The organism is Photobacterium sp. Hal280 (genome assembly GCF_037162255.1).
GTDB lineage: Bacteria > Pseudomonadota > Gammaproteobacteria > Enterobacterales > Vibrionaceae > Photobacterium.
In genome coordinates this window covers 74,751-101,414 of sequence record NZ_JARLUO010000001.1, presented here as the reverse complement: position 1 = coordinate 101,414, position 26,664 = coordinate 74,751, and the positions used below count along the sequence as shown (strand labels likewise).

Annotated in this window: 24 protein-coding genes and 2 pseudogenes; 8 read left to right on the top strand and 18 right to left on the bottom strand. The window is 46.7% G+C overall.

Features of this window, described 5'->3' with window-relative positions; all coding sequences use genetic code 11:
- The first annotated feature begins 30 nt into the window (after positions 1 to 30).
- Positions 31 to 1,377: a PEP-CTERM-box response regulator transcription factor gene (gene prsR, locus P4S53_RS00475; RefSeq protein ID WP_337110882.1), complete on the top strand. Its 1,347-nt coding sequence runs from the start codon at positions 31 to 33 to the stop codon at positions 1,375 to 1,377.
- An 845-nt stretch (positions 1,378 to 2,222) separates the two neighbouring features.
- Here the strand turns inward: prsR and P4S53_RS00470 are convergent.
- Positions 2,223 to 3,320: a Fic family protein gene (locus tag P4S53_RS00470; protein WP_337110881.1), complete on the bottom strand. Its 1,098-nt coding sequence runs from the start codon at positions 3,318 to 3,320 to the stop codon at positions 2,223 to 2,225.
- Positions 3,321 to 3,633: 313 nt separating this feature from the next.
- Positions 3,634 to 4,422 (bottom strand): DUF2071 domain-containing protein, encoded by a 789-nt coding sequence (locus P4S53_RS00465; RefSeq protein WP_337110880.1) that lies wholly within the window; start codon positions 4,420 to 4,422, stop codon positions 3,634 to 3,636.
- A gap of 95 nt (positions 4,423 to 4,517) precedes the next feature.
- On the opposite strand from P4S53_RS00465, the gene P4S53_RS00460 reads away from it, so the two are divergent.
- The gene (locus P4S53_RS00460; RefSeq protein WP_337110879.1) at positions 4,518 to 4,769 is read left to right on the top strand and encodes a hypothetical protein; all 252 of its coding nucleotides are present in this window, start codon (positions 4,518 to 4,520) and stop codon (positions 4,767 to 4,769) included.
- A gap of 372 nt (positions 4,770 to 5,141) precedes the next feature.
- Here the strand turns inward: P4S53_RS00460 and P4S53_RS00455 are convergent, their stop codons facing one another.
- The 7 genes from P4S53_RS00455 to P4S53_RS00420 form a co-directional block, all read right to left on the bottom strand.
- Complete coding sequence (locus P4S53_RS00455; protein WP_442958631.1) at positions 5,142 to 5,639, bottom strand: lipocalin family protein; 498 nt, start codon at positions 5,637 to 5,639, stop codon at positions 5,142 to 5,144.
- A gap of 283 nt (positions 5,640 to 5,922) precedes the next feature.
- Positions 5,923 to 6,324, bottom strand: coding sequence for a hypothetical protein (locus P4S53_RS00450; protein WP_337110877.1), 402 nt, complete (start codon positions 6,322 to 6,324; stop codon positions 5,923 to 5,925).
- A gap of 226 nt (positions 6,325 to 6,550) precedes the next feature.
- On the bottom strand, positions 6,551 to 7,021 hold the full coding sequence (locus tag P4S53_RS00445) for a Dps family protein (protein WP_161442331.1): 471 nt from the start codon (positions 7,019 to 7,021) through the stop codon (positions 6,551 to 6,553).
- A 1,035-nt stretch (positions 7,022 to 8,056) separates the two neighbouring features.
- Positions 8,057 to 8,383, bottom strand: a complete 327-nt coding sequence (locus P4S53_RS00440) for a hypothetical protein (protein WP_337110876.1) — start codon at positions 8,381 to 8,383, stop codon at positions 8,057 to 8,059.
- A 142-nt stretch (positions 8,384 to 8,525) separates the two neighbouring features.
- Complete coding sequence (locus tag P4S53_RS00435) at positions 8,526 to 9,008, bottom strand: hypothetical protein (RefSeq protein WP_337110875.1); 483 nt, start codon at positions 9,006 to 9,008, stop codon at positions 8,526 to 8,528.
- 116 nt (positions 9,009 to 9,124) lie between these two features.
- Entirely contained in the window at positions 9,125 to 9,754 is a 630-nt protein-coding gene (locus P4S53_RS00430) for a DUF5677 domain-containing protein (protein WP_337110874.1), read from the bottom strand.
- A gap of 157 nt (positions 9,755 to 9,911) precedes the next feature.
- A complete protein-coding gene (locus tag P4S53_RS00420) occupies positions 9,912 to 10,283 on the bottom strand; it encodes a hypothetical protein (protein ID WP_337110873.1) in 372 nt (123 codons plus the stop codon).
- Positions 10,284 to 10,541: 258 nt separating this feature from the next.
- Here P4S53_RS00420 and P4S53_RS00415 point away from each other — a divergent pair.
- Positions 10,542 to 11,235: pseudogene (locus P4S53_RS00415) on the top strand (hypothetical protein).
- Between the two features lie 127 nt (positions 11,236 to 11,362).
- Here P4S53_RS00415 and P4S53_RS00410 read toward each other — a convergent pair.
- The 9 genes from P4S53_RS00410 to P4S53_RS00370 all read right to left on the bottom strand — a co-directional run bounded on the left by P4S53_RS00410 (position 11,363) and on the right by P4S53_RS00370 (position 20,306).
- A complete protein-coding gene (locus P4S53_RS00410) occupies positions 11,363 to 12,154 on the bottom strand; it encodes a hypothetical protein (protein ID WP_337110872.1) in 792 nt (263 codons plus the stop codon).
- 160 nt (positions 12,155 to 12,314) lie between these two features.
- The gene (locus P4S53_RS00405) at positions 12,315 to 12,980 is read right to left on the bottom strand and encodes a hypothetical protein (protein ID WP_025534375.1); all 666 of its coding nucleotides are present in this window, start codon (positions 12,978 to 12,980) and stop codon (positions 12,315 to 12,317) included.
- An 87-nt stretch (positions 12,981 to 13,067) separates the two neighbouring features.
- A complete protein-coding gene (locus P4S53_RS00400; RefSeq protein ID WP_337110871.1) occupies positions 13,068 to 13,538 on the bottom strand; it encodes a hypothetical protein in 471 nt (156 codons plus the stop codon).
- Positions 13,539 to 14,618: 1,080 nt separating this feature from the next.
- Positions 14,619 to 15,785 (bottom strand): XrtA/PEP-CTERM system-associated ATPase, encoded by a 1,167-nt coding sequence (locus P4S53_RS00395; protein WP_337110870.1) that lies wholly within the window; start codon positions 15,783 to 15,785, stop codon positions 14,619 to 14,621.
- Positions 15,786 to 15,787: 2 nt separating this feature from the next.
- A complete protein-coding gene (locus tag P4S53_RS00390) occupies positions 15,788 to 16,393 on the bottom strand; it encodes an outer membrane beta-barrel protein (protein ID WP_337110869.1) in 606 nt (201 codons plus the stop codon).
- Positions 16,390 to 17,160 (bottom strand): hypothetical protein, encoded by a 771-nt coding sequence (locus P4S53_RS00385; RefSeq protein ID WP_337110868.1) that lies wholly within the window; start codon positions 17,158 to 17,160, stop codon positions 16,390 to 16,392. Before P4S53_RS00385 ends, P4S53_RS00390 begins: the two co-directional genes overlap by 4 nt.
- A 55-nt stretch (positions 17,161 to 17,215) precedes the next feature.
- Positions 17,216 to 18,217 carry an XrtA-associated tyrosine autokinase gene (locus P4S53_RS00380; protein WP_337110867.1) on the bottom strand — a complete coding sequence of 334 codons (1,002 nt, stop codon included), beginning with the start codon at positions 18,215 to 18,217 and terminating at the stop codon, positions 17,216 to 17,218.
- Positions 18,214 to 19,770 carry an XrtA system polysaccharide chain length determinant gene (locus tag P4S53_RS00375; protein ID WP_337110866.1) on the bottom strand — a complete coding sequence of 519 codons (1,557 nt, stop codon included), beginning with the start codon at positions 19,768 to 19,770 and terminating at the stop codon, positions 18,214 to 18,216. The genes P4S53_RS00380 and P4S53_RS00375 overlap by 4 nt, the downstream gene beginning before the upstream one ends.
- Positions 19,771 to 19,781: 11 nt before the next feature.
- Positions 19,782 to 20,306: an XrtA/PEP-CTERM system exopolysaccharide export protein gene (locus P4S53_RS00370; RefSeq protein WP_337110865.1), complete on the bottom strand. Its 525-nt coding sequence runs from the start codon at positions 20,304 to 20,306 to the stop codon at positions 19,782 to 19,784.
- 252 nt (positions 20,307 to 20,558) lie between these two features.
- On the opposite strand from P4S53_RS00370, the gene P4S53_RS00365 reads away from it, so the two are divergent.
- The 5 genes and pseudogenes from P4S53_RS00365 (at position 20,559) to xrtA (ending at position 26,651) form a co-directional block, all read left to right on the top strand.
- The gene (locus P4S53_RS00365) at positions 20,559 to 22,037 is read left to right on the top strand and encodes a TIGR03013 family XrtA/PEP-CTERM system glycosyltransferase (protein ID WP_337110864.1); all 1,479 of its coding nucleotides are present in this window, start codon (positions 20,559 to 20,561) and stop codon (positions 22,035 to 22,037) included.
- Between the two features lies 1 nt (position 22,038).
- A pseudogene (locus P4S53_RS00360) lies at positions 22,039 to 22,973 on the top strand (XrtA system polysaccharide deacetylase).
- Positions 22,906 to 23,949, top strand: coding sequence for a FemAB family XrtA/PEP-CTERM system-associated protein (locus P4S53_RS00355; RefSeq protein WP_337110862.1), 1,044 nt, complete (start codon positions 22,906 to 22,908; stop codon positions 23,947 to 23,949). The pseudogene P4S53_RS00360 and the gene P4S53_RS00355 overlap by 68 nt, the downstream one beginning before the upstream one ends.
- A gap of 19 nt (positions 23,950 to 23,968) precedes the next feature.
- A complete protein-coding gene (locus tag P4S53_RS00350) occupies positions 23,969 to 25,213 on the top strand; it encodes a TIGR03087 family PEP-CTERM/XrtA system glycosyltransferase (RefSeq protein ID WP_337110861.1) in 1,245 nt (414 codons plus the stop codon).
- Positions 25,206 to 26,651: an exosortase A gene (gene xrtA / locus P4S53_RS00345; RefSeq protein WP_337110860.1), complete on the top strand. Its 1,446-nt coding sequence runs from the start codon at positions 25,206 to 25,208 to the stop codon at positions 26,649 to 26,651. The genes P4S53_RS00350 and xrtA overlap by 8 nt, the downstream gene beginning before the upstream one ends.
- Positions 26,652 to 26,664: the final 13 nt, after the last annotated feature.

Sequence of the window (26,664 nt, the reverse complement as noted above, 5' to 3'; positions counted from 1 at the left end):
GACAAAGCATTCGCCAGAAAGGAACGAAATATGGATACATTACTTGTCATTGAAGATGATCCGGGTATTCAAAAGCAGCTGAAATGGTGCTTCCCGCAGTATGACGTCGTGATGGCTGATGACAGAAAATCGGCGATTACTGCATTACGACGGTACGAGCCCAAAGTCATTACCCTGGATCTCGGGCTCCCGCCTGATGAAGCCAATGCGTCAGAAGGGCTGGCGATATTGCAGGAGATTCTGGCGCTGGCTCCCGACACGAAAATTATCGTGATCACCGGCAATGACGACAAAGCCAATGCACTGAAAGCCATTGAACTGGGCGCGCACGATTTCTATCACAAACCGATTGATGATGACATTCTGGCCGTGATTATCGACCGGGCATTTGTGGTCGCCAAACTGGAGTCGGAAAACCTCAATCTGCGCCAGTCCTCACTGGAAGCCAATGGGTTCATTGGCAACAGCCCGCAAATACAACAAGTTTGCCGGATGATAGAGCGCATCGCCCCCACGGAGATCACCACCCTGATCCTGGGTGAAAGCGGCACAGGCAAAGAAGTGATCGCCCGCGCCATTCACGCGAAAGGGCCGAGAGCGGATAAACCTTTCATCGCCATCAACTGCGCCTCGATTCCGGAACATCTGCTTGAAAGTGAACTGTTTGGCTTTGAAAAAGGTGCATTTACCGGCGCACACAAAACCACGGCCGGAAAAATTGAATGCGCCGACGGCGGCACCCTGTTCCTCGATGAAATCGGCGACATGCCCTATCCGCTGCAAGCTAAAATACTTCGCTTCCTGCAAGAGAAAGTGATTGAGCGGGTCGGCGGCCGTCATGAAATTCCTGTCGATGTGAAAATCATCTGTGCGACCCACCAGAACCTCGAACAGATGATGACAGACAAAACATTCCGGGAAGATTTGTTCTACCGCATCAGTGAAATTACCATTCAGAACCCGCCACTGCGCGAACGTGATCAGGATATCCTCATCCTGGCCCGCTATTTTTTACAGCAGGCCAATCAGCAATCACCGCGAAAAATCAGCGGCTTCACCGACGACGCTATACGCGCAATGCTGCAGCACAACTGGCCGGGGAATATCCGTGAACTGCAAAATAAGGTGAAATCGGCGGTGATCATGTCGGATAACAAATTCATCAGCTCAATCGATTTAGCGCTTCAACCGCTCGAAGACGGCCCCGAGCCCATGGCGTTAAATTTACGCCAGGTCAGAGAAGCAGCTGAAAAACAGGCCATCGCAAAAGCGCTGTCACTCAGTAACGGGAATATGTCTCACACTGCTAATATCCTGGGGATCACGCGGCCAACCCTGTACTCGCTGATGGATAAGTATACGGTGAAGCATGGGTAAGTTTGTATGGGGTAGTCCATTTGGTGGATGGTATGTCTGGGCTTGGTGGTATGTCGCGCTTGAGTCCGGAGGCTCACTTGGCACTGTCTGAAGCGCGCCAGTGACTCTTTGCTGGCACAAATAGTCACCTGAAATGCCTTTAGGTTCTTTGGTGTGGGCCGGGTCGGTTGTAGGCGCTCCCGGCGCCGACAACCTAAAAATACATCCCTGTATTTTTACCCTGGAGTTGTGTCACCAATATACATTTTCATGCCGTTATTTCCGCGACAGGCGGAAATCCACATAACGAATGCGATTCTAAAGGCTGAATCAGTATGTCGCGCTTGAGTCCGGAGGCTCACTTAGCACTGTCTGAAGCGCGCCAGTGACTCTTTGCTGGCACAAACAGTCACCAGAAATGCCTTTGTTTCTCTGGTGTGGTCCGGGTCGGTTGTAGGCGCTCCCGGCGCCGACAACCTAAAAATTCGTCCTGAATTTTTACCCTGGGGTTGTGTCACCAATATACATTTTCATGCCGTTATTTCCGCGACAGGCGGAAATCCACATAACGAATGCGATTTTAAAGGCTGAGTCAGTATGTCGCGCTTGAGTCCGGAGGCTCACTTAGCACTGTCTGAAGCGCGCCAGTGACTCTTTGCTGGCACAAACAGTCACCAGAAATGCCTTTTTGTTCTTTGGTGTGGGCCGGGTCGGTTGTAGGCGCTCCCGGCGCCGACAACCTAAAAATTCGTCCTGAATTTTTACCCTGGAGTTGTGTCACCAATATACATTTTCATGCCGTTATTTCCGCGACAGGCGGAAATCCATACAGTGAGCTGGCACTATGTATGGTCCGCCGATGCTTCTTATGGCAGGTGGTAGCGAGTGCTTCGTCCACCTGACTCTGACTTGACCAGGCACTTCAGTTCAACCAATGCAGCTAAGTGCCGGGTGGCTGTTGGTTTACTCACTTTCGCCACTTTATGGTACTGGCCAGCGCTGATTCCCTGCTCAAAGTCACCATCCAACATGCGGTTCAGCACCTTAACCTGCTCTGATGTGAGACTGGTCTGGTCGACTGTCCGCCAGAAGTTCGTTTTATAAATGGTTTGATCGATTTCTTTGAGCACCTGTGAGAAGGTTTCATCCAGCATATTGAAAAACCACTGTAGCCAAAGGGTAATATCCAGTTCACCTTTCTGGGTTTGCTCTAATATTTCATAGTAACTGCTTCGATTCGCCAGAATTGCCACAGACATAGCATAAAAACGCACTGACTGCTGTTCCGCCTGAGCCAGCGCTAAATCTGTCAGTAATCGGGTAATACGACCATTCCCGTCATCTAACGGGTGCAGCGTGACAAACCATAGATGCGTAATCGCGGCTCTTAATAAGGGATCAAGGGAAGGATCTGCTTTGGATACATTGAACCATTCAATAAACTGACCGAGCTCCCCTTCCAGTACTTCCCTGCCGGGCGCTTCAAAATGAACCACCGGGCGATCAATCCTGCCGGAAACAACCTGCATCGGCGCCTCTCCCCTTAGCCGGCCACCAATGACAGGGTTAAACATCGTATAGCCTTCGGGAAATAGTCTGTCGTGCCAATGTAAAATACGCGCCAGCGTTAGCGGAGCGTCTGAATTCTCGACGGCATCGAGCATAATTTCAGCGAATCCGTCAGTCTGCTCTGTGGTCGGAAATGGTTTGTTCTCACTAATCCCCAGCCTATTGGCTAACGATGAGCGAACAGAGAACGCATTGAGTTTCTCCCCTTCTATCGCGCTGGAGTGAAGAATATTGGCTAACAGCGTGTCGAGCAGAGTTTGAGTGCTGTCTTGCGATTGACTCATCATCTTGCCCAGCAAGATCCCCTGGTTCAGGCGAACCTCTCTGAGACGCGGTTCAATGAGGCTTTTATCCCACGTAAAATTCGGCCAGTCGGGTTGTTGCCATATCCACATCTGTCACTCCATAATGCAATAAAACACCTTAATCGAATCAAATTATGATTCATTTAAGGGATCTAATCAAATCAAAGAGTGATTCGAATGAAATGTGTAATCTCGTCATTGTGCTTTGAGAGGATGTCTGGGTTTGATGATGTGGTGGTATGTCGCGCTTGAGTTCAGTGGCTCACTTGGCACTGTCTGAAGCGCGCCAGTGACTCTTTGCTGGCACAAACAGTCACCAGAAATGCCTTTGTTTCTCTGGTGTGGTCCGGGTTGGTTGTAAGCGCTCGTGCCGCCGAAAACCTAAAAATACATCCATGTATTTCTACCCTACAACTGTTGGGGGCAAGTAAATCGTAAATTCATTTATCGGTTCAATTAAAACACTGTACGGAGACTGTTGCTCAGATTCGTGAACGATACCGAGATCAGACAGAAGCTTAAATTTTGCTGACAGTAACTTAGCTGGTTTAACGTCCAGCTGTTTATGCCACACGCGATATGTACCTGGATTCTTGTCTCTTCGATAATAAAACCCTGCCAGAGGGTGCGTCAGATAAACTAATGCAGACTCGGTATCCGGGAATCCCGGGAAGTCAAATGAATCAGATTCTGATTGGACTAAATCGACAGATGCTTCAGCCCAACTCGACTGTGTTTCCATATGGTATTTATCGTACAAACCAGTCGCTTCATTGAAGGTGCAATCGAAGCTAATTTTTCCTGAATGCCAGGGAAGATTCCATAAATATTTTGGCACAGTTAGTGTCCAGGAATCTAAAACTGTACCCAGGAACCAGACGCAACGTTCACCCGTTTTGCTATCGATGATGTATATCCGATAGTTCGTTTGCCCCATGGTAAATTTGGGGAATGGGAAAACAGCCGAAGTAAAATCAACATCAATAAATGGAACGACTGATATTAACCCCATTTTTTTACCGTTAATGTCGACAGTATCCAATTGGAACCTTTCAGGTAAAATCCCTTGAAAACGCTCAGCCGGAACAGCATAAGTAATAATCGCAAAATGCTTTAAGCCACAATGTATATCTATACCCTTTGGCTTTGGTCTATCGGTTAAGTAATCTTTTAGCTTTCGCTTTTCTTGCACGATAATTCCTTGAAATTTAAAGAGTAACATGGCTCCCTACATCAGATTTTTCCACACTTGATGCCAGTGCCAGAGTTAAATTACCGGAGTTTACCATGCCACAATTTCACTATGGCATTGATGTAGCCAAACATAGTTACAGTATCTACGGTGAGGATCATCAAGGCAAGGTGGATATCTGTCATGAATCTTGGAACCACTATAAAAATATCATCTCAGGCGGATGTATGTCGCGCTTGAGTTCGGTGTTTGTCTCGCACGATTTGATACGCGCCGAACACCGGCTTGGTGAAGCTGTCGAATTTTTAAGAGCAAAAAATGACAGCTTTGATGTCCGAGAACTTTAACTTGTTACGTAGTGAAATAAAAAGATCCATTTCGATAGCTTGTCATATATTATGACCTCTGCGTGCGATATTGAAAATAAACAAAATTAAGCTCATCAACGCACCACCAATTATACCTACCGAAACAAACCAACTCGCCCACAGAATAAATAGAGCAAACCAATCCACAGAACCATCACAGTGAAACTCACAATGAGGATTGTGCTGCCAACCTAAGTAGCACATTGTAAAGCCAATCAATAATCCAATAACTGCGCTAATTTTAAAACTCGTTACCATCATCTTCCTGTTGCCCTGATGCATAACGCCATCAGCAGTGGCAAAGTCAAAGCGCTGCGCTTTATGTCTCCGCCTTAATCGCTTGTAGGGTCGTTACTTCTGCTGAACATAAATCAGTTGATTTGTATCAAACCCTCGCTCAGACGACATTTGAATGAATTTTTCTATCACCTCAGGTTCGACTGTTGGCGTTCGTGACAGTAACCATAGATAGTCAGTATTCGGGCCAGACACAAAAGCATAACTGTAATTTTCACGATCCAATTCAAACACAACGTAAGAACCATAAAATGGACCAAAAAATGAGACTTTGAGATAACCGTCTGTTGGGGTGTTCACAAAGTAAGCTTTGCCTTCCGCCTCTTTCCACTCGTTATCAGCTTCAGAGTAACCCCGATTGAGTACCGAAACACCACCATCTTCTCGCATACTGTACTCAGCCGTGACCTGACTGAGGCCTCTTTCGAATGAATGGTCAAGGCGTGCCACCTCATACCATTTACCCAGATAATTGTTCAGTTCAAACCCCGACACAGGTTTTACTGATTCGGGCATCCCCATACAGCCGCTAAGCAAAGCTGCACATATCATCAACAAGGTTACTCTCAAAATGCCTCCGAATACTTAGATGAATGACAAGGACTCGCATTTCTCAGCTTTAGCCGCATTTGATATGTGATTCCACACACACACCGGAGACCCTATTACCATCTGTCTATCATATTGATTTAGCAAAACTTAGATACAGTATCCATGACAATAATCAGCAAGACAAAATGTTGATCCAAAAAGTAACATGTTCGAAAATTATCTCAGCTTTCCCCTACACTTAGCCAGCCAGCAGGTGTCGCCGTGACGGGCCTGGTTAGACGCATCAGACCCATCCTCGCAGCCAGGCAGCGATGTATGGCGAAAAAGCTGTGGTTGCAACAACAACAGACCAGATATTGCCATCCTTGAATGTGTAGGCCTCAAGCAACTCGGAAAACGACTTGCCTTGCCAAAGCCCGAACGAAAACTCGAAAACGAGTGTAAGAACAAGCCAGCCCGCCCCGACAGTATAGAGCTCAAGGGGCCGACGAACATGCAACCATGGCAGGGAAAAGTACGCCACGCCGATGATTAAAGCTGAGAGCAGCATACCGCTAAGCACGAGCGCGACTGGCGTTCCGAACCTGGGTACAAGTACCGATTCGCGCAGCACGCCATTGGCCACAGCCAGAACAAGGATGCCAACCCAAATGACCAGCGCCTTGAAAGCCACTAGCGTCAGCATGGCCTGCTCCCATCGCACCTAACAAATGACATGGCTCCTCCTTCAGACTTCGCCAAATTTAGTCAGCCTGATTTCATTCTGGCCGGAGGTCACCATGTCACAATGTCTATGGCATTGATTTAGCCAAACACGCGTAATACGTGACACGGTCATGATGTCAGCCATACTGCGCAGCCTGACGCTATCGCAATGGAGCATCCATTTCCCGAACAGGAGCCGGATGCACTTACTTCCTGATGGCCCGTAACATCCATGATGTTTTTTCATGAATCCGCATTCGATCCGAGACTAACGCTGCCGTTGATTCATCGTCTGCAGACTGCGCCAACTTTAAGACCTCTCGTGAGGTTTTCACAACCTGCTCATGTCCTTTGGTTAACAAGTCCACCATTTCTTCTGAACTCGGCACGCCTTCCACTTCCTTGATTGAGCTGAGTCTTGAAAACTCTTTGTAAGTGCCCGGAGCAGGTACATCTAAAGTTCGAATACGCTCTGCGATATCATCTACAGCCGTTGCCAATTCGGTGTAATGTTCTTCAAACATCAGATGTAATTCGCGGAACTGCGGTCCGGTCACATTCCAGTGAAAATTATGTGTCTGTAGATACAAGGTATATGAGTCAGCCAAAAGGCGTTTTAAGCCTTCCGCGATTTTCTGTCTATCTTCACTATTTATTCCAATATCAATGCTAGTCATCCGATTTTCCTCGCTTGGTGTCAAAGTGCGTCTATGACATTGATTTAACCAAACATAACTTTAGTACCCACGGCGAGGATCACCAAGGTGAGGGGTTGATCTACAGCAGCGATTTGAAGGACATCATCTCTTGCGGGTCGGTTGTCGGCGCTCCCGGCACCGAAAAGCGGGAATCCATTCAACGAGTGCGATTTTTCATGGCTAAGTAAGTTTGTCGCGCTTGAGTTCGGTGATTCACTTGCCACTGTTTGATGCGCGCCAGTTACTCTTTGCTGGCACAAACAGTAACCAGAAATGCCTTTGTTTCTCTGGTGTTGTGTCACCAATGTACGCTGTTAAGCCGTCATTTCCGCGACAGGCGGGAATCCAAACCGCGAGTACGATTTCTAAGGCTGAGTAAGTTTGTCGCGCTTGAGTTCGCTGTTTTTCTCAGCATTGTTGATGCGCGCCAGTTACTCTTTGCTGGCACAAACAGTAACCAGAAATGCCTTTTGTTCTTTGGTGTTGTCCGGGCCGGTTGTAGGCGCTCCCTGCGCCGACAACCTAAAAATACATCCATGTATTTTTACCCTACAATTTTGAACTATTAACGTTCGAGTTTGATTTCGATAATCTTCATTTATTCTGACTAAATAGCGCCACCAGAATGGCAAAGTAATAGCGCCACGCTTTGTGTATCCGCCTTAGTCGTATGTTTGTTCGCTACCCACCAGTTCTCAGATCTGAATAGTAATATTTAAGACCTTGAGTATCGATGTGGACGTTAATTTCTTCACATTTACAAAGAAATATAAAGTGAAACCTATCAAGTATTCTGCATATTTGAGGGTTTAGGTATGCTATGACTTTATTTTTGTTTGATGCAAAAACGACCTTGTTATAAACATTTTGGTTTGAGATATTCTCCAAAACCGCGAGGCATTTCATGACCTCACACCACATTGAGTAAATGTCTATGATTACATTGATTAAAATCCATAATTAACTCCGCAGGAATCACGTTGATGGAATCTTTAGATACATCTCGGCATAGGCTTACAAGAAAATCTCGCGAGCTAACTTCCCTACATTAACGTCTAATGCTTGTTCCAGAGCTGCTATGTACTCTTTGATTTGTTCCTCTTGATGCTGAATCAATGAATACTGATATTGTTGATGTTGTATAAATATTTGTATCGAGATGACAACCAAGGTAACAATCGAAAGAATTGGAGCGTATACTCCCCCGACATAACCTCCTAAATCGGACCATTCATCTGGTTTATCCCAAAGCCCAAGACCAAACTTGTATATGTAAGCCAATATTGGCATTAGTAAAACAACAAACAAAGACCACAAAATAACTTTTGCTTGTTTATTCAATTTCTACCTCTACTATCGAAGACATTGCGAACTAACGCCTCAAACACCGACGTGGTAAAGTTGGCGGATTTTGTGCGTGTTTTTGCACAAAAGGTGACAGCTTTGCCACGTCCGCGTGCTTTGACTTGTTACACGTTGCTTGCTATTTAAAGACATTACCTTCACCTGCTTGCGCGGAAATCTCACCGTATTGAAGCTGGCCATTGCTTAAAATGTAGGGAAGCATAACAACTATGGAATAACCCGACTCATGATCCAGCTCAATAGCTAATGCATCTGAAGGTTTGCCGTTAGCTAATTGAACCCTAACATCATAGACAAGAGCAGTGGCTTTATATTCCTTATTCTTAGCTGCCGTATGAAACGCCTTATGAAGCATGTCTATTACCTCTGATGAGGCAGGATGCTCGTCGCCACCATATGCTGCAACACTTATAATTTTCCCTTCAGGAGTCATTGCACCGCCATACGGAAAGAATTCACCATATTCGGACAATAGTCTTTCTGCAAGCGGTAATACTGCGTCCATTAATTCCTGAGATTCTTCTTTGCCTTCTTGCACAGCTCCCCCTAAACAAAATCCTGAAAATACCAATAATATTGTTGCGATGGTTCGTTTAATCATGACGTATGACGCCCTGTTAAGGTGTGAGCAACGCAATGCCGCTGCATACCACGTTAACACTAAAACCAACGCATAGTAAAAATGCCACGCGTTTCGAATCACTCTTAAACAGTTTGTTAGGCATTTGCAACCACCGACTCCAATAAAGTACTAAATCTATTACTGAAATAAGCACCAACCTGAAAAACCACACTCTGATAATTTGAGTTTTCTATGAGAACATCGTAGATCATGATTTTCATAGAAGAAGGATGGATTAATTTTGAACTTAATTTGTATATGAACAAGTAGTCGTCAAGGTAACCATATTTTTCGGCTAAGTTTCTCACTTGAAACGACCCTTTCGATTCAAACGGGCTTTGTTTTAGTGCTTGATCCTCGAACAACTGAATGTCTTTCAGCTCTCTAGTATCTAACCCCTTTTTCTCCATTAACTTTATAAAACCATCGCGGACTTCTTTTGAATCTTTATGGGATTGTCCATACCAACTGTATAAAGTTTTTTGATCGGAGGATATGTGTTTTGAAATAAGGTAGATTTCAAATATATTTCGTACAGCGAGGCTAGAGAAAGTAAGGTCGTTGAACGACGCTAGTAGGCGATGTGTTTCCCTATGAGCTTCTCTAAACAATCCAAGCATTGCGCTATTTTGAGTCGAGTAAGGCAAATTTGATAGGTGAGTAATTGCCGCTGTCAAATTGCTTTCCAAAAGATCAATACACTCTTTCGTATTTGAATGATTCACCAGTTCTTTCTCCTAATGCCTAACGCCGCGTTAAGGGGTGAATGCCGCCTAAACCAACTTTCCGCAGACCACTTTCACCAATAAACTCACCGCATACCAAAAATGCCACGCGGCATGAATCCCTCTTGAACGCTTTGTTATGCTTCTTTCAAACCAACTACTCCATACAGAGTACCGTAAGCGCATATGCAAAGTTTGCCGCTGCGCTTGGAGATATAAAAATGGTTTTATACATTTTATGTGTTGCATTCACTGTATTTTCAACTTTAGCCATAGGGAACATTTTTCTAGCCTTTTCAAGGTTGCTTAATACGTCGTTGAATTCAGATTTATTAGAAAATGTCTCTGTAGCATAAAGCTCTACTTTTATTCTATTACCTTGGAATTTAAAACCGATGCCAACGCCTCGACATTTTGAATAGAATGGAGCATTACCTCCTTGATTCATAAATATCCAGTTGCCATCTATCTTTTTAAACTGCTCAGTACTCAAGCTTTTTTCTAACTCATCTCTTAATTGCTTTTCCATAAAGGTACCTTTAAACATGAAATTTTTAGTACGTAAGGATATTCGGTTTTGTCTAGGAATTTTTGCATAGAGCATAACGCCGCGTTCTAACGAATCCCCTCATAATTTCTTTATAAAACAATGAGTAGACGCGAATCGCTCATTCTGATCTAATGAATTTCGCCAAAAAGACACCGGATTAAAAGGATTTAATAGGGAACCCTAACGATGCGCGACGTTCAAATTCTACAGTAAACTCTTGAAAATCAATGCCCTGGCATTCACAAAAAACGACTTAGATCTCTGATGCTTGCCACCAAAACGGTGCTCGATGGCTCCGATCTCACCCTCACCAAAATCGGACGCGCCCTTGATACTGGTACCACGGTCAAACATGCCATCAAACGCATCGACCGATTGCTCGGGAATCAAAATCTTCACCGAGAAAAAGATGCCATCTATAAATGGCATGCTTCGTTTATTACCCGTGCCAACCCTTTTCCTGTCGTCCTCGTTGATTGGTCTGATGTTCGCGAACAACTTCGCCATATGACATTGCGCGCTTCAGTTGCCATGAAAGGACGAGCGTCACCCTTTACGAACAGGCATTTGAATATAAAAACTACAACTCCCCCAAGAGTCATCAGCTTTTCCTCAACAAGCTGCAAGCCCTGCTTACGGCCAAGCACTTCGTCATAATCGCACTCGCTGTAACAAACGCATCGACATCTTACTGCTCATGGTATTACTGGCTGAAATCATCATGTGGTGGAATGCGTTAATCGCCATACAAGCAACATGGCACTATGACTTCCAAGCCAACACCATCAAGCATCGACGTGTTTTATCAATCCCAAGGCTAGGAAAAGAGGTTAGGAGCCATCGACGATACAAGATTAAAGAGTCCCAATATCACTGGGCGATGTTCGAATATCAACGCCTTACGCACACTTGTGGGTTGGGGAAATTATGAGGGGATCCGCCAGAGCCCTGTTAAGGTGTGAGCAACGCAATACCGATGCTACCGCATACCACCTTAAACACTAAACGCAGCGCATAATAAAAATGCCACGCGTTGCGAATCCCTCTTAAACAGATTGTTAACTGGCGGACTTACCCCATATTGGCTCGTAATGCTTGTGCAATAGAGCGTCCAGAAAAATTTTTAACCGTATGATTAAGTCAACATCGACTTGCTCGGATAGTTGACGCTGAGCATGCATAACTTTAGTACATCGAACCTTATAAATTCGGTCAAAGTCTTCTAAGATAAGATCATTGAAACCAAAATCTGCCAAAATAGTTTTGAGCTGCTTTTTTTCGTTGTTTAATCTTTTTTGCTTCAAAACCTTAACAGTGCAAAAGTACTCAAACGCCCTGTAAAAACTAGCGAATGACTCAACTGTAAATTTAATATTGAAAAAATCATTATGTAGAGAGTAAATACCTTTGATGTACTCACCTATAAATACATCATCTTTTTCGCTTGCTAGTGCCAACATTATTTTCAATGAGCGCCACACCAATTCAGAGGATATATCCATTTTCTCCTCGTCGTATAAATAGTCAGTTCCTTTATGTAAAATCAAGTAGTTCTGTAGGTCATCTGGCTTTTCTGAATAAAAGTATGGTATGGGGGATACCATTTGGAAATCCCAAGAAAAATGCCCCATCGTCGCTACATTTAAAGCTACAAGATAAAAGGAAATTATTGAATGAGATCGAGCGACAAAAGCTTCTTTCTCCTCTCCTTCAACACTCTTGATACTTAAAGTGAACGCATCTTCTGTAACTTGAGAGATTCGAAATGAATAGCGTTCCTGAGAAAACAGTTCAAATGCACTGTCGGTAAGTACATGATGGTGACTTTTTATTCTTGTATTCAGATACATCATAACTCCAAATTAATTTACCGCTAGCCAGTTAACGCCCAATTAAGGGGTGATCAACGCTACCACCCAACCTAAAGCATTGTACCGTAACCACTAAAATTGAAGTAGAATCAAAAATACCAAGCGTTGGGAATCCCTCTTAAATTGTTTGTTATAAGTTTTATTTCACCACTCTCATGTATGGTGGCAACCGGCGTCCATTTATGATTTGTGTGTCTTGGTCAAGAAACTCTTTTCTTGCGTTATCCAGAAGAGCCTCTAAAGATTTGAGGAAATGTTCAGAAAGTTGCTCAATAGTCTTTGATTTTAGTTCATCGTCATCAGGCACAGGTAATTCGTTAAAATGTTGCGTTACCTCTGCAACACTGGTTGGTATTTCAACGTAATATTTTTCCTTGCTACCATCTGGAAGCTCAACCTCAAAACCGCTACCACCGAGTTGATCACCGATGAAAAAACCAACAGTACCCGGTGGCTTCTTATATTGTGAGATCATATCAGAAGAAAAATTATGGATACGTGCTGATGTCGAGACAGGTAAACGTCCTTGTTTTTCAAGTTCGTTTCTGAGTTTCACAAAGTATTTCATCACCACATCTTGCTTCATCGATTCTTGATGAGGTTCATACCATGCATCGAACCTTTCTTTACCAACAGCAGTCCTTAAGTTTTGAAGCACAAAAGTTACCGAACGACCAAATACGATAAGGTTCCTTAAACCAGTAAAGCGTCGAGTCTTGTTTGATGAAACTAGGTCGTCAAAGCCATGCTTTGCTGTTTCCAACGTTTGTTCTGTACGAACTAAAACTTCTCTGATTGTTGTCATATTTCCTCAAACTTATAACGCCCAAAGCAGCGGCGCGCGGCAGCGCGTCCAGCCCGCAGGGCGATGCTGCCTTTGCTTGTTATGTTTTTAATAGTATTGGGTATAGTCTGCTTCAATGTCAGCCAACCTTGCCAATTGATCTAGGATTGATTTACCTGTAACCAATAAGTCTTGTGTTCGTTCTGGATTATCCCAGCCCTCTGCACCGTGTTTACCTCCGTGAAAGAGGTTGTTTCTGATCGTTTTAAGTAAACGAACAACTCTACAGAGTTCAGAGTTACAATCTGCTAAGCCTACTTCGCGCCATTGAAGGTCTGAATGCTCCCCAACCTTTTGTCTTTTGGGGTTAAGTTCAATTAGCTTATTGGTTTCCGCTGTGTGTTCGAACGTCTCTGCGTACCTTTCTACGAACGCATCCCACCCCGGTTCTGCATTTTCTCCAGCGCCATTGCGTTTTAAGAAACGGTTTTCTTTAAGCGCAAACTCAAATCGTGAGAACCAATAAAAGAAATCAAACGCATACTCCTTTAAAGGGTCATTAATATCTTCTTTACGCACGATCTCTCCAGACAACATAACATTTTATTCAACGACACCATGCCGTATAAATCTGTCATATAACACTTTTAATCAGAAAAAACTTAAGCGATTGATTATATTAAACTAACCGCACTTAACTAGATATACATCTCAGTAAGATACACGACACCATGTCGTATATCTTACTCAATCAACTGATGCCACCCTATTGATATTATTTTATTTTTTGTATTTCATGACTTACCGCAAAAATCAGCGACATATAAGCTAATGAAAAAAGCGACATCGGTCACTTACCCCAGCACAAAAAACCACAGAATTACACTCGCCGCATGGATTTCCGCTTACGCGGGAATGAAAATAAATCATTGAATTACAATTAATTTAATCAGGTTTGACATGTGCTTTAAAAGCAGAAATGAGAAGTTCGATACTGCCTCTCCCCAAGGGAAAAATTCAGGACGAATTTTTAGGTTGTCGGCGCCGGGAGCGCCTACAACCGACCCGGACCACACCAAAGAATAACAAGGCATTTCTGGGTACTCTTTTTGCCTCAAAAGAGTACCTGGCGCGCATCAGACAATGTCAAATAAGCCACAGAGCCCTATGCGCGACATACCCACTCAACCACAATAAATACACTTGCTAAAAGAATTAGCAGATATGCTGTAAGGCACAACCCAGGGAAAAATTCAGGACGAATTTTTAGGTTGTCGGCGCCGGGAGCGCCTACAACCGCCCCGGACCACACCAAAGAACTCAAAGGCATTTCTGGGTACTCTTTTTGCCTTAAAAGAGTACCTGGCGCGCATCAACCCATGTCAAATAAGCCACAGAACCCAATGCGCGACATACCCAGCACCTCCAAAATTACACAAGCGATTAGCGTGAACAGATATGCTGGCAAGCACTAACCCAGGGAAAAATTCAGGACGAATTTTTAGGTTGTCGGCGCCCGGAGCGCCTACAACCGACCCGGACCACACCAGAGAACAAAAAGGGGCTTTCTGGGTACTCTTTGCCCCAACAAAGAGTACCTGGCGCGCATCAAAAAATCTCAAATGAGTCACATAACCAAATGCGCGACATACAAATTCCCTAGTCAGAAGACTCCATCAACTTCCTCACCCAATACTTCTCCCGCAACCCTGACGGATAATCCTCATTCAGGATCAGCTCATCATCAATGCCCTCTTCGCCGGACTGTAACAGCATTTTCCGCTTGTTGATTAATAACTGGTCCAGCTTGCGGATGGTGGCAATTTTTCGTTCAATCACATTATCCAGCACCTTTTCAATGTCATTCAGTGCCTGAAACGCATGGGTGGTTTCAGGCTGTCTGTCTGCATCAAAATGATTTTTATACGATGTGGAATACCCGCGTGACGTGTCAGGCTGGATTGTCGCTGTATCACCGTTGAGATTGGCTGAGGATTTGCTTCTTGGTGCTTCTCCGGGGAGTTCTTCGCTCATCTCAGCGATGACGTGCTCGACATTGATGGTATTGATAGCCGTCAGACCTTCCATGCAGGCATAAAGAAAAATCCTGTCGGCAAGGATGTTGATTTTTCTCGGTACGCCTTTGGTGTATCGGGTAATCGCTTCAAATACGCCGTCGCTCAGGGTTGGATTTCCCCGCCAATTGACGCACTGTAAGCGGTGCAGCATGTAGCTTTTCACCTGATCGGCAGTCAGCGGCTGCAAATGACAGGAGGCGATAATCCGTTGCCGCAACTGTTCCATTTCAGGCAGGCGGATAATGCCTTTCAGTTCCTCCTGACCTAACAGAAAGCTCTGTAATAACGGTTTGTCATTGAACTGAAAATTCGACAGCATTCTCAGCTCTTCAATGGTTTCCGGGGGCAGGTTTTGCGCTTCATCAACCAGCAACACAGCACGCCGGCCTTGCTGCCTCAGCCCGTAAAGGTGCTGCTCAAACCGCTTCAGGATATCAGCTTTACTCAGCCCCTCTGTGGGAACGCTAAATTTAGCGGCAACCAATTTCACCAGTTCATCTGGCGAAAGCCGGGTGGTCGCAATTTGGACCGCAGTGACAGATTCATCCAGGCTGGACATTAAGCGGTGAACCAGAATGGTTTTCCCTGTACCTATCGGCCCTGAGACCACAATAAAGCCTTCTTCTAAAGACAACCCGTATTGCAGATAGGACAGCGCTTTCTCATGATGCGGACTTGCGAAGAAAAAGCGTGGGTCGGGACTTAACTTAAACGGTTTATCCGTAAATCCAAAATGCGCTTCATACATAGCTAAAACTCCACCCTTACATCGATGAAAATCCGGGTTTCATCGTAATCATTTACCGAGTCCGACGATGAACGCGTGTAATATTCCACCCCTGTCTGAGTGAACAACTCAGGCCGGAAAAAGTACGTCGTGTCCAGACTGAACGTATGATAATCATCGCTTTCATCACCGGTTGACAGATACGTAAAGTCATATCGTTCGTAGGCATAGCCAATATGGCCGGACAACACACGAGACAGCTGATGATTCACGTCCAGTTCAATACCCCGGGAGTTGTCGTCTGTCAGATCAGACAACGACTCCAGCGTTTCCCTGTCTATCTGATAGAGAGAAAAGCTGTACAGCGTGCGGCGAAGTGTCAGTTCAGACAACCAGCGTGCTTCTTTTCTCAGATAGATTTCGTCAATGCGCCCGCCATCCACAAATCTGTCCCTTTCATAACTGTCCGGCGATTCCGTGTAAGTCAGGGTATTGGTCCAGCGCCGTGTCTGATTTCGGATTTCAGCGGCATAACTGTCCCCTTTGATTCGCTTGTCGTATTCGAAATAAAGGCGCGTTTTATCGGTCGGATTTAAGTTGATTGCCCCGGCCCAGAAATCACTGTTCACATCATCTTCTGAGAAGTTGTAACTGACTTCACCGTAGGAATAACGGTCGATAAAATAGCGGACACCGCCCCCCAGTTGAAAATTTCATTCTCGGAGGAATCCGTTACACCTTTGTAATTCTCATAATTCAGCCGCAAAAAGGGCGAAAATCCGCTGATGGTCTGCAAGCCAATGATTTCATTCAACCGGGTAAACTCGGTGGAAATGCCATCATCGCGGCCTTTTCGGTAATCATAAAATGCCCCTAACCGCCAGAATGCGTCCCGTACTGAACGACCATTGGCGTAAACAATATTTCCGCCCCAGCCCGTGTAATTACCGATGTCGTCCTCGTTATTAATCACATTGGTATAGATTCTGGAACGTAAATCCATGGTACTCAGCGGGTTAGTCTGATAGCTCAGGCCCACTTCGGCTTCATTGCTCTGGATCGTATTCCCGCTGATCACATCAGCATTTGCATCGGTTGCAATGTCACTGGCGATGTTATCGATAGATGCACTGGCATCGACCTGAAACCCACTGCGCCCCAGACCTTTGTAGGCGATAAAATCTAAATCCTGATACAGCTCATCGCTTTCTTCGCCCTCGGTGTAATACAGATACCCCAGCGCGTAATCCAGGCTGATTAACCCCCGGTTCCCTTCGATGGTGCCTTCAATGCCAGCTTCCAGCTCAGTAATAAAACTGCTTTGCGGGTTGCTGGCTGTTCTGTCTACGTTGTCGGTAAAAGTGAATTCTGTTGCTGCATATGGCGTTAACTTCACATCCGCCGCCTGACTGGGTTGCCCTAACAGTGAAAGGCTTCCCAGCAAATATAAACTAGGATTGATCCTCTGTAGCGCCATACTCATGTCCATGTCTGTATTGACCAAATACATTGCGCACGGCTTTGTTCATCACAAATCCGATTGCCATATCCTTATTCAGTTGAGACACCGCGACTTCTACATCGTCCAACCTTGATCTGTCCTGTTCCACCACAACCAGTGCCTGTCCCAGTAACTTGGACAAGGTCATGGTTTCGACTATGCCAAGCAACGGCGGGCAATCAAAGATCACCATCCGATCCGGATACCGATGCGCCAGTTCATTCATCAGTTTTTCCATTTTGTTACTGGCCAGTAACTCATTGCTGAGGTGGTGCGGTTGACCGGCCGGAATCAGACGCAGATTCGGGATAGACGTCGGATAAATGATTTCCGACAGGTGAGTGACGCTGCCTTGCAAGAAATCAATCAGTCCTGCCTGTGCCTGGATACCCAGCATGTCACTGACCCCGGGTTTCAGCACATTGGCATCCACCAGTAATACTGTTTTGTCTTTCTCGGATGCCATGCTGAGCGCCAGATTCACTGCCGTAAAGGTTTTGCCTTCCCGTGGCGAAGCACTGGTCACCATCAACAAATTGGCTCTTTGCTGAAACTGAACCCCGCTGCCGAACGCGGTTTGAAACAATTTCTGTTTGATGGCTCTGAACTCATTGGTAATACCGGCATTGACCTGCTTATCCGTATGCGAAACCATGCCTAAATCCCGAAGCCGCTCGCTATCGATCGCGATGGTTTCCGGCCGGCGCCAGGCTTGCGGAAATCCGTCTGACATCACAGGCTGATGAACGGGTTTCAGGAAAGTTTCCTGCGCAACGTTCTGGCTCAGATTCTGGATGTTGGCTGAGTCGGTTTCATGAACCAAGTCCTGAATGAACGACTGGCCCGACAGCAGTTCTGAGTTCTCAGGCAGGTCATTATCTGATGGCTTTTTTGCCGTTTTCTGATTCTGAGCGGCCGACTTTTTCTCCATCGCTTTTTGAATAATACTCATATCCAACCCATCTCCTGCATGATTAGCGTATGAATTGAAGTCACGACATTCAACGCCATGAAACCCAGGAAACACACGACAAGTGCTGCACTCACCCAGACAAAGCGCCATTTTTCCTGCCGTGCAACAGCAGCAAGGCCGGATTGCTCTGTCGGTGAAATACCGCCCAGTACGGGAAACCCTGTCAGCTGGTACAACTGGTTAGCAGATGAGGCAACCGGGTAGAGCTGGCTGGTCAGGAAAGCAAGTCCTACCCCCACTCCCAGGCCTGCAACCAGAACCAGGGCTAAGAACAATGGCCGAATTGGCCCGGATGGCTTCAGCGGTGCTCGCGGCGGATCGACAACCCTGAAGGTAATGTCATCCGACGCTGCGCCCACTTTCTGGGATATCAGCGCGGACTCACGCCGGGACAGCAGTTCTTCATATTTATTTTTGGTAATGTCGTAACTCCGGGTTAACCCGGTGAGCTGCGCTTCAACATCTGGCATTCGAACCAGTTTATCCTGCAGGAACAGCGCTTTATCTGTTTGCGCCTTTTCGCGAACCTGCAATGAGGCGACTTCGTTCTCTAACTGACTGATCAGCAATTTCAGATTCTGAAAAAACTCAGTGCCTCTGAAATCACTGTTGCCATCATCGGTCGACAACGCCAGCCACTCCCGCTTTTGACGTTCCAGTTCCGCAATTTGACGCTTGGTTTCTTTGACATCCGGATGTTTGTCAGTAAAGCGGAATAACAAACTGTCCAGCCGGACCTGAAGCGCATCCAGTCTGTCATCATATTCAGTGCGCTGTGCGCCCTGATTTTTGGCAGCCTGTGCCATTTCCTCGTTCAGCTTACGCTTGGCCGTTTCCAGTTGCGTCTGCCGTTCCTGCAACTCAAGCTGGGTGTCTTCGATGTCGCCATTCACGGCATCTAACTGGCCCCTGAAACCCATTTCGGAACTGGGCAGGTAACCGGCATGTTCCCGTTTGAACTCAGCCAGCTTGAGCTCAGCTTGTGCCAGTCGCTTTTCATAGTCGGACAGCTGACGCGCAATGAACTCACTGGCTTTATCCGTATCCTGTCGGTTTTTGCCTAAGGTATTTTCAACAAACACATCCAATGCCGACTGCACGACATTTTTGACATAAACCGGATCGGTGCCGCTGTAGCTGATACTGAACAGGTTTTCTCTGCCTGCGGATTTGATCTCAATGTTCTTTTTCAATTCAGCAAGAATGTCTTCATATTCCTCATTGGTGGTGGCTTTGAGATCGGCATCGGTATAACGGGCAATGGTTTCCAGATTCTGCCGGCTCAGCAGGGTTTTCACCATCAGGCTCAATTCCTGGTTCGAATCATTCGGTATCGCCAGGCCTTTCAGCAAAGGCTGCAATATCGAACGTGTGTCCGCATAAACTCTGGCTTCAACTGTGTATTGGTTTGGCCAGATTGTGACCACAGCCCACCCAAGGGGGCAGATCACCCAGGTGGCGATGATGATCCACTTGCGGCGTAGCCACACACTGTGCAGATACTCAATCAGGTTCTGAAATTGTTCCTGCATGTAACCTCCAATTAGAACCAGGCTTCCGGAATAATAATGATGTCACCAGGCAGTATGTCGACGTTGTCCCCAATCTCCCCATCACGCAACAAGTTACCCAGATTCAGTCCATAGGCCTTTTGCTGACCATTCACCACGCGGATCAAACGAGCATCATTGCCGTCAGCGAAATCCGTTAAGCCACCAACGGCCACCATCACATCGAGTAACGTCATGTTTTCCCGATAGTTAATCGCCATAGGTTGTTGTGCTTCGCCAATCACTCGTACCTGTTCACTGTAAGGCCCGACAAATCCCTGTACGATCACGCTGACTATGGGATCCCGGACATATTCCGCCAAACGGGCCTCAATACTGCCGGCCAGCTCAGTCGGCGTACGCCCCGATGCGGGAATATCATCCACCAGAGATGTGGTTAACATACCGTCCGGACGGACAATATAGGCACCGGATATTTCAGGATTCCCCCAGACAAAAATATTGAGGGTATCTCCCGGGCCTATCAGGTATTTGTATTGATTGATGTTTTTTGTCAAAGAAGGCTGAGGGGTAGCCTTAGGTAAAGAGGGCAACGAATTTGACGTACAGCCAGTGACTAGCACCATCGCGGCAGCCGTCAAACAGGTTATCTTCAATAGGTGACCACTTCTTGTCATATCAGCATCCATCCTGCGTATAAGTCCGTGTCTCACATACCTTTTCCAAGGTTCAGAAGCGTCCAACTAAGTTGCAATTACAGCAGGCAAAAACGTCATTGAACTAATTTAACTATATATGATTTTTTTATTTTGCAGATTTTTTATGCTTGCCGATACTCAATACAGGAAGGGGCACTTTATTTATTTACACCTGGGACAAGGGTGATTATGACTTACTCAAGATTTCATGATTTAAATTTAAGCAATGCTGTGCTTATTTTTGCAGATATATTAATGCTTTCGGGCACTTTTGCAGGGACTCAACTATATCTTTTTTATTTCAATCCGGCGTATTTACAACATCCAGACATCATAATAAATGTACTGAATCTCATTTATTATACACTCCCCATTCAACTGGCTCTGCTAGCTGTCGGGCTTTACAATGAAAAGCTCAGAGAATCATATAGTGGTATCACTGTCAGAATATTGGTTGCCATTAGTTTGGCGTACATGCTGTCCACCAGCCTGTATCTGATCACGCCCCTGCCTTTTCCTGCCGGTTTTAGCCGTGAGTGGATGTATGGCAGCGCGCTGATTGGTTTGATGATTGTACGCTTTATCGCTATCCGTTCTCGCTATCAGATGCTGGGCAGGCTCAAAGTGCTCATTCTGGGTGCAGGCGAGCGGGCCAGCCTGATCAATCGCTGCATGAGACGGCAATCTGACCGGGTCCATGTCGAGCTGACAGGTTATGTGCCGATGCCTGGCGATAACCGCGAAAAATCCAGCGTGGCACCTGTTCTGGATATTGCCGGCTCGCTGGAAGCATTCGTACAAGCCAACCAGATCAAAGAAATCATCATTGCTGCTGATGAGCGTCGGGGGAACCTGCCCACCGACAGTCTTTTCCACTGCAAAATGGAAGGGGTTCAAGTCATCGACATTATTGACTTCATTGAGCGGGAAACCGGGCAAGTCGCCGTCAGTCATATTCATCCGTCCTGGGTGATCTTCAACCCTCATGCGACCGGCAACAAGCTTGGTCGGAGTCTGTACTGGTTGTTTAATTGCGCCATTGCATTGCTGTTGTTGCTGATCACCTGGCCCATCCTGATCGCCATTGTTGTGATGATCAAATGGGAAGACGGGGTACGCGCACCGGTACTTTATTCTCAGGAGCGCGTCGGGCTGAAAGGGAAACGTTTCTCGATCTACAAATTTCGCAGCATGAAAATTGACGCCGAGTCGCAAGGTGAACAAATGGCCAGCCGTCGCGATCCCCGCATCACACGAGTCGGCAATGTGATCAGGAAATACCGGCTGGATGAGCTTCCTCAGTTAATCAACATCGTGAAAGGCGATATGAATTTTGTTGGCCCGCGTCCTGAGCGTCCTAGTTTTTCCAGCCAATTTGAACAGCAGATTCCCTATTATAATCACCGTTTATATGTAAAACCCGGTTTAACGGGCTGGGCCCAGTTAAAATACCCCTATGGTGATAACATCGAAGATACGATTGAGAAGCTCAAATTCGATCTCTATTACATCAAACACAAAAGCGTAATACTCGATATATTAATACTGATCAGAACTTCTGAAATCGTATTGTTTGGTAAGGGGCGATAACATGAAAGACATTCACTCTCCTGTTCGCCACTCATTCGTCAATGCGATGACTGTTGATGTCGAAGATTATTTTCATGTGTCTGCCTTTTCATCCTTTATTAAACGAGAACAATGGGGGAAATCCTATCCGTTACGTGTGGACTACAACACCCGAAAAATAATGGATATTTTCGCTGAACATGATGTGAAAGCGACTTTTTTTATCCTCGGCTGGGTGGCTGATGCTTGCCCTTCCCTGATAAAAGCCATTGCAGATCAAGGCCATGAGCTGGCATGCCATGGCTATCATCATGTAAAAGCAAATCAACAAACGGAGAAAGCTTTTTTTCAGGATGTCAGTCGCAGTAAGTTTTTGATTGAAGATCTCTCTGGTAAATATATCAATGGCTACCGTGCGCCCAGCTTTTCCATTGACGACACGAATCTGTGGGCATTCGATATTCTTCATCGCCTTGGTTTTACGTTCAGCAGCAGCACCTACCCTGTCAGGCACGATCATTATGGCAACCCTGACTGGCCACGCTTTCTTCATCAGCGACATGAAGGTTTGGTTGAAATACCCATTCCAACCTATCAGGCATTTGGCACCAATCTGCCAATCGGGGGGGCGGTTATTTCCGCTTGTATCCTTATGCAATCAGCAAGCACCTTATCCGGCGTTTTACTGAGCAATACCAACAGCCGTTCTGTTTTTATTTTCATCCCTGGGAAATTGATCCACAGCAGCCCCGAATGACGCATGCATCGCTCAAATCGCGCTTCCGGCATTATCTCAACCTTGAACAAATGACAGCACGGCTTCACCATTTGCTGCAGGATTTTCAGTGGAGCACTGTCAGCCAGGCCTATCAACTGAATGGACATGACGATGAAACAGGAATTGACGATCCGCAAGCTGAACCGGAACGACTGCATAGCCTGGGACCAGTACGTTGATGCGCATCAGGACGGCAGTTTTTTTCATTTAACGGGCTGGCTGGATGTCATCAAAGAGGTGTTTGGTCATCAACCGCACTATTTGCTGGCACAGCAACACGATCAGCTGGTTGGCGTATTGCCGTTATTCGAGCAGAAAAGCGCCCTGTTTGGTCACGCGCTGATTTCAACCCCTTTTTGTGTTTATGGCGGCGTGTTATCTGATGATGAAAAGATCAGGCACCAGTTAGAAACGGCGGCCTTTGAGCTGGGTTGCTCACTTGAGGTTGATTATATTGAGTTACGGGATCGCGAGGAAAAACCTTGTGATAAACCTTGGTTTCGTCATTGTCAGCACGCCACGTTCAGCAACACTCTGGCCGACAACCCGGAGGCCATTCTCTCGGGTATCAAGCGCAAACAAAGAGCCGTTATCCGCCATGCGATAAACAACAAACTGAACTGGGACGACCAAGATAACCCCGAGCTGTGTTTTGATCTGTACGCAGAGAGCGTCAGAAATCTCGGCACGCCTGTGTTTCATCCCGCGCTGTTTAAAAAACTGCAGCACACCTTCGGTGAGCGCTGTAACACGCTGATTATCCGTGATGCTTCCGGGCTGCCTGTCTCCGGGGTGCTGAGTTTTTACTATAAAAACCAGGTACTGCCCTACTACGGTGGCGGAACACAAGCCGCAAGGGAATTAAAAAGTAACGACTTCATGTATTACCAGCTGATGCTGCTTGCCCGATCGAAAGGGGCTGAAGTGTTTGACTTTGGCAGAAGTAAAATTGATTCAGGCGCCTACCACTATAAAAAGCACTGGGGCATGGAAGAGCAGCCGCTGCACTACCGGATCGCGCTGGTGAACGCAAAGCGGCCGCCCAACCTGTCCTCCAATAACCCGAAATACCGTTATTTCATCAAGGCCTGGCAAAGCATGCCTGTTGGCATCAGCAAGCTTATCGGACCGCGTATCTCCAAGTACCTTGGCTAAGCGACAATGGAGCAGGACAATGAAACCAGCAGTGCTATACCTTTGTCACCGAATTCCATATCCGCCCAACAAAGGCGATAAAATTGCCAGTTATCATTTACTGAAATTTCTCAGTCAGCACTTTGATGTCTATCTGGGTTGTTTTATCGACGATCGGCATGATCAACAGTATCGTCAAAAGGTGGAAGCGCTGTGCCGGGACGTGTGTTTCATTACCCTTCATCCGGCGCTGGCCCGCCTCAAAGGCTTGCAGGCGTTGTATAAAGGACAACCCATTACGCTGCCTTATTACGCTCATCCGGCAATGGCCGACTGGGTGCAGCGTACTCTGAACCAGCATCCCATTGAGCGGGCCCTGGTGTTCTCCAGCAGTATGGCGCAGTATTTGCTCAATGCGCGTCCTTCGCTGCACAAAGTCATGCACTTCGTGGATGTGGATTCAGAAAAATGGCGTCAGTATGCCCAGAAAAAGCAGGGGGTGGCCAGTTATCTGTACCAGCGAGAATACCGGACACTCGCAAAATTTGAAAAAGCGGTTTGCGCCGATTTTGATGTCAGCTGCTTTGTCACAGAAACAGAGCGGCAGTCTTTTGCGGCCATGGTTGAGCCCGCCTTACAAAATAAAATTCATACCCTGGAAAACGGCATCGACAGCAGCTATTTCTCGCCGAAGGCCGATTTCAGCCCTGTGACCGAACACCCGCTTCAGCATGATAATTATGTGGTCTTTACCGGTGCCATGGACTATTGGGCCAATGTGGATGCCGTGACCTGGTTTGCCCGGAAAGTCTGGCCTAAGGTTCTTCAGGAACATCCCCACAGTAAATTTTATATCGTCGGATCATCACCTTCGGCCAGCGTCAGGGCACTTAGCCGGCTGCCCGGCATCGTCGTCACCGGCCGGGTTGACGATGTACGCCCGTATCTGTTTCATGCCAAAGCCGCCATCGCGCCAATGCAAATCGCACGGGGTATCCAGAACAAAATCCTGGAAGCCATGGCAATGGAAAAACCGGTTCTGACCACACCGCAGGGTATGGAAGGGCTGGAACATTACCCGGGGAGTTATCCTGTTGAGGACAACTTCATGGGACAGACACTTTATGTGGCAGAAGACCCGCAGGATGTCACCCACTGGGTATGCGAACAATTAGCCCGCCCTGTTCGTGCTGCCACACAGTCGAGACGGTGGATTGAGGACAATTTCAGCTGGGAGGCCAAGTTATCCCCCGTACTCACCTATCTTGAGGCGCAACATGTCTGATCGCATTGGATTTCGCCTGGCCATTCCCGTCATTGGCTGGTTAGGGTTGTTCTGGCCTTCACTGAGCAATATGGTGAATGTCTGGGCCAATTCTAAAACCTATGAGCATTGCTTTCTGGTGGTGCCGATCTGTCTGTGGCTGGTCTGGCGAGAGCGCAAGGCCATTCGGCCTTTACGGCCGTCTGCCAGCTGGACGGCAGCAACATTGCTTGCCGTCTCATGCTTGCTGTGGCTGTTGGGCCGGGCGGCCGGTATCGGATTATTTGAGCACTTTGCCGCCATCGTCAGCCTGCAGTTATTGTTGTGGGCCGTATTGGGCACCGCCATCGTCCGCCGTTTCTGGTTCCCTTTGCTTTACTTGCTCTTTGCTGTTCCCTTTGGCGAAAGCCTGATTCCCAAGCTGCAGATCATCACCGCCGATCTTTCTGTCTGGCTGCTCAATATCAGCCAGATTCCTGTCTATCGGGAGGGATTATACCTGACCATTCCCAATGGCCGGTTTTACGTCGCCGAAGCCTGCTCAGGGATCCGTTTTCTGATGTCCAGCGTGGCATTAGGCACACTATTCGCCTATCTGCAGTTCACCAAAGTCTACAAGCGGACGCTCTTTGTGGTCTTTTCATTTATCTTCCCGATCATTGCCAATGGCATCCGGGCTTACGGCATTGTGACGATAGGTTATTTCAGCAACATGGAGTATGCCGCCGGGGCGGATCATCTGGTGTACGGCTGGATCTTTTTCAGTGTCGTCATGCTGGTGATCTTTTTTACCGCCAGTCTGTTTTCAGACCCGCAGCCCCTCTTTAGCAAACGGCCAATCCAGCAGCCAGTGGCATCATCTCGTCAGGCATGGGGTGTCGTTGGCATGATTTCCCTCATTTTTATGTCTGCCGCCCTGTGGACAAAGCAGCTTGAACAGGGTCGGCTCCTGCTGTCAGATCAGCAAAATCGCACCGGCCATACGCAACCCGCTCTGCTGACCGACTGGGGCATTTCATTCCCGCACGCTGAGCGCAGCCAGCGCCTGACCGCCGCCGACGGAAAAGCAGAACTCTATACCGCCCGCTATAACATCTGGCAACAAGAGGGCGAATTGATCAGCAGTACGAATCAGTTGTTTAACAAGGACATCTGGTCGCTCGACAATAGCCGGTCGGTCGAGTTACCCGCAGGGATCCAGGCAAAATCCATGTCAGTGTCCAATGCGAAGGGAAAGACCATGCGGGTCATCTATTGGTATTGTGTGAACGAATATTGCGGCAGCAATCCGCTGGCGATCAAGTTAATCAAAGCGTCTTATCGTCTGGCCGGACAGCAAGGCATCTCTGATGTTTTCGCTATCGCGAGCACTGAGCTGAGTGATAACCAGATAAAAGACATCATTGATGTCGGCACAAACAGGCACAGTGTGAACTTAAAGAACAGCCACCAGCGGTGATGAAATCACACCA

What these genes read in the sequence shown, in the direction of transcription:
- prsR (WP_337110882.1), top strand. Translation starts at nt 31, where the DNA reads ATGGATACATTACTTGTCATTGAAGATGATCCGGGTATTCAAAAGCAG.
- P4S53_RS00470 (WP_337110881.1), bottom strand. Translation starts at nt 3,320, where the DNA reads ATGTGGATATGGCAACAACCCGACTGGCCGAATTTTACGTGGGATAAA.
- P4S53_RS00460 (WP_337110879.1), top strand. Translation starts at nt 4,518, where the DNA reads ATGCCACAATTTCACTATGGCATTGATGTAGCCAAACATAGTTACAGT.
- P4S53_RS00455 (WP_442958631.1), bottom strand. Translation starts at nt 5,639, where the DNA reads ATGATATGTGCAGCTTTGCTTAGCGGCTGTATGGGGATGCCCGAATCA.
- P4S53_RS00450 (WP_337110877.1), bottom strand. Translation starts at nt 6,324, where the DNA reads ATGCTGACGCTAGTGGCTTTCAAGGCGCTGGTCATTTGGGTTGGCATC.
- P4S53_RS00445 (WP_161442331.1), bottom strand. Translation starts at nt 7,021, where the DNA reads ATGACTAGCATTGATATTGGAATAAATAGTGAAGATAGACAGAAAATC.
- P4S53_RS00435 (WP_337110875.1), bottom strand. Translation starts at nt 9,008, where the DNA reads ATGATTAAACGAACCATCGCAACAATATTATTGGTATTTTCAGGATTT.
- P4S53_RS00420 (WP_337110873.1), bottom strand. Translation starts at nt 10,283, where the DNA reads ATGGAAAAGCAATTAAGAGATGAGTTAGAAAAAAGCTTGAGTACTGAG.
- P4S53_RS00410 (WP_337110872.1), bottom strand. Translation starts at nt 12,154, where the DNA reads ATGTATCTGAATACAAGAATAAAAAGTCACCATCATGTACTTACCGAC.
- P4S53_RS00405 (WP_025534375.1), bottom strand. Translation starts at nt 12,980, where the DNA reads ATGACAACAATCAGAGAAGTTTTAGTTCGTACAGAACAAACGTTGGAA.
- P4S53_RS00395 (WP_337110870.1), bottom strand. Translation starts at nt 15,785, where the DNA reads ATGTATGAAGCGCATTTTGGATTTACGGATAAACCGTTTAAGTTAAGT.
- P4S53_RS00380 (WP_337110867.1), bottom strand. Translation starts at nt 18,217, where the DNA reads ATGAGTATTATTCAAAAAGCGATGGAGAAAAAGTCGGCCGCTCAGAAT.
- P4S53_RS00375 (WP_337110866.1), bottom strand. Translation starts at nt 19,770, where the DNA reads ATGCAGGAACAATTTCAGAACCTGATTGAGTATCTGCACAGTGTGTGG.
- P4S53_RS00355 (WP_337110862.1), top strand. Translation starts at nt 22,906, where the DNA reads ATGAAACAGGAATTGACGATCCGCAAGCTGAACCGGAACGACTGCATA.
- P4S53_RS00350 (WP_337110861.1), top strand. Translation starts at nt 23,969, where the DNA reads ATGAAACCAGCAGTGCTATACCTTTGTCACCGAATTCCATATCCGCCC.
- xrtA (WP_337110860.1), top strand. Translation starts at nt 25,206, where the DNA reads ATGTCTGATCGCATTGGATTTCGCCTGGCCATTCCCGTCATTGGCTGG.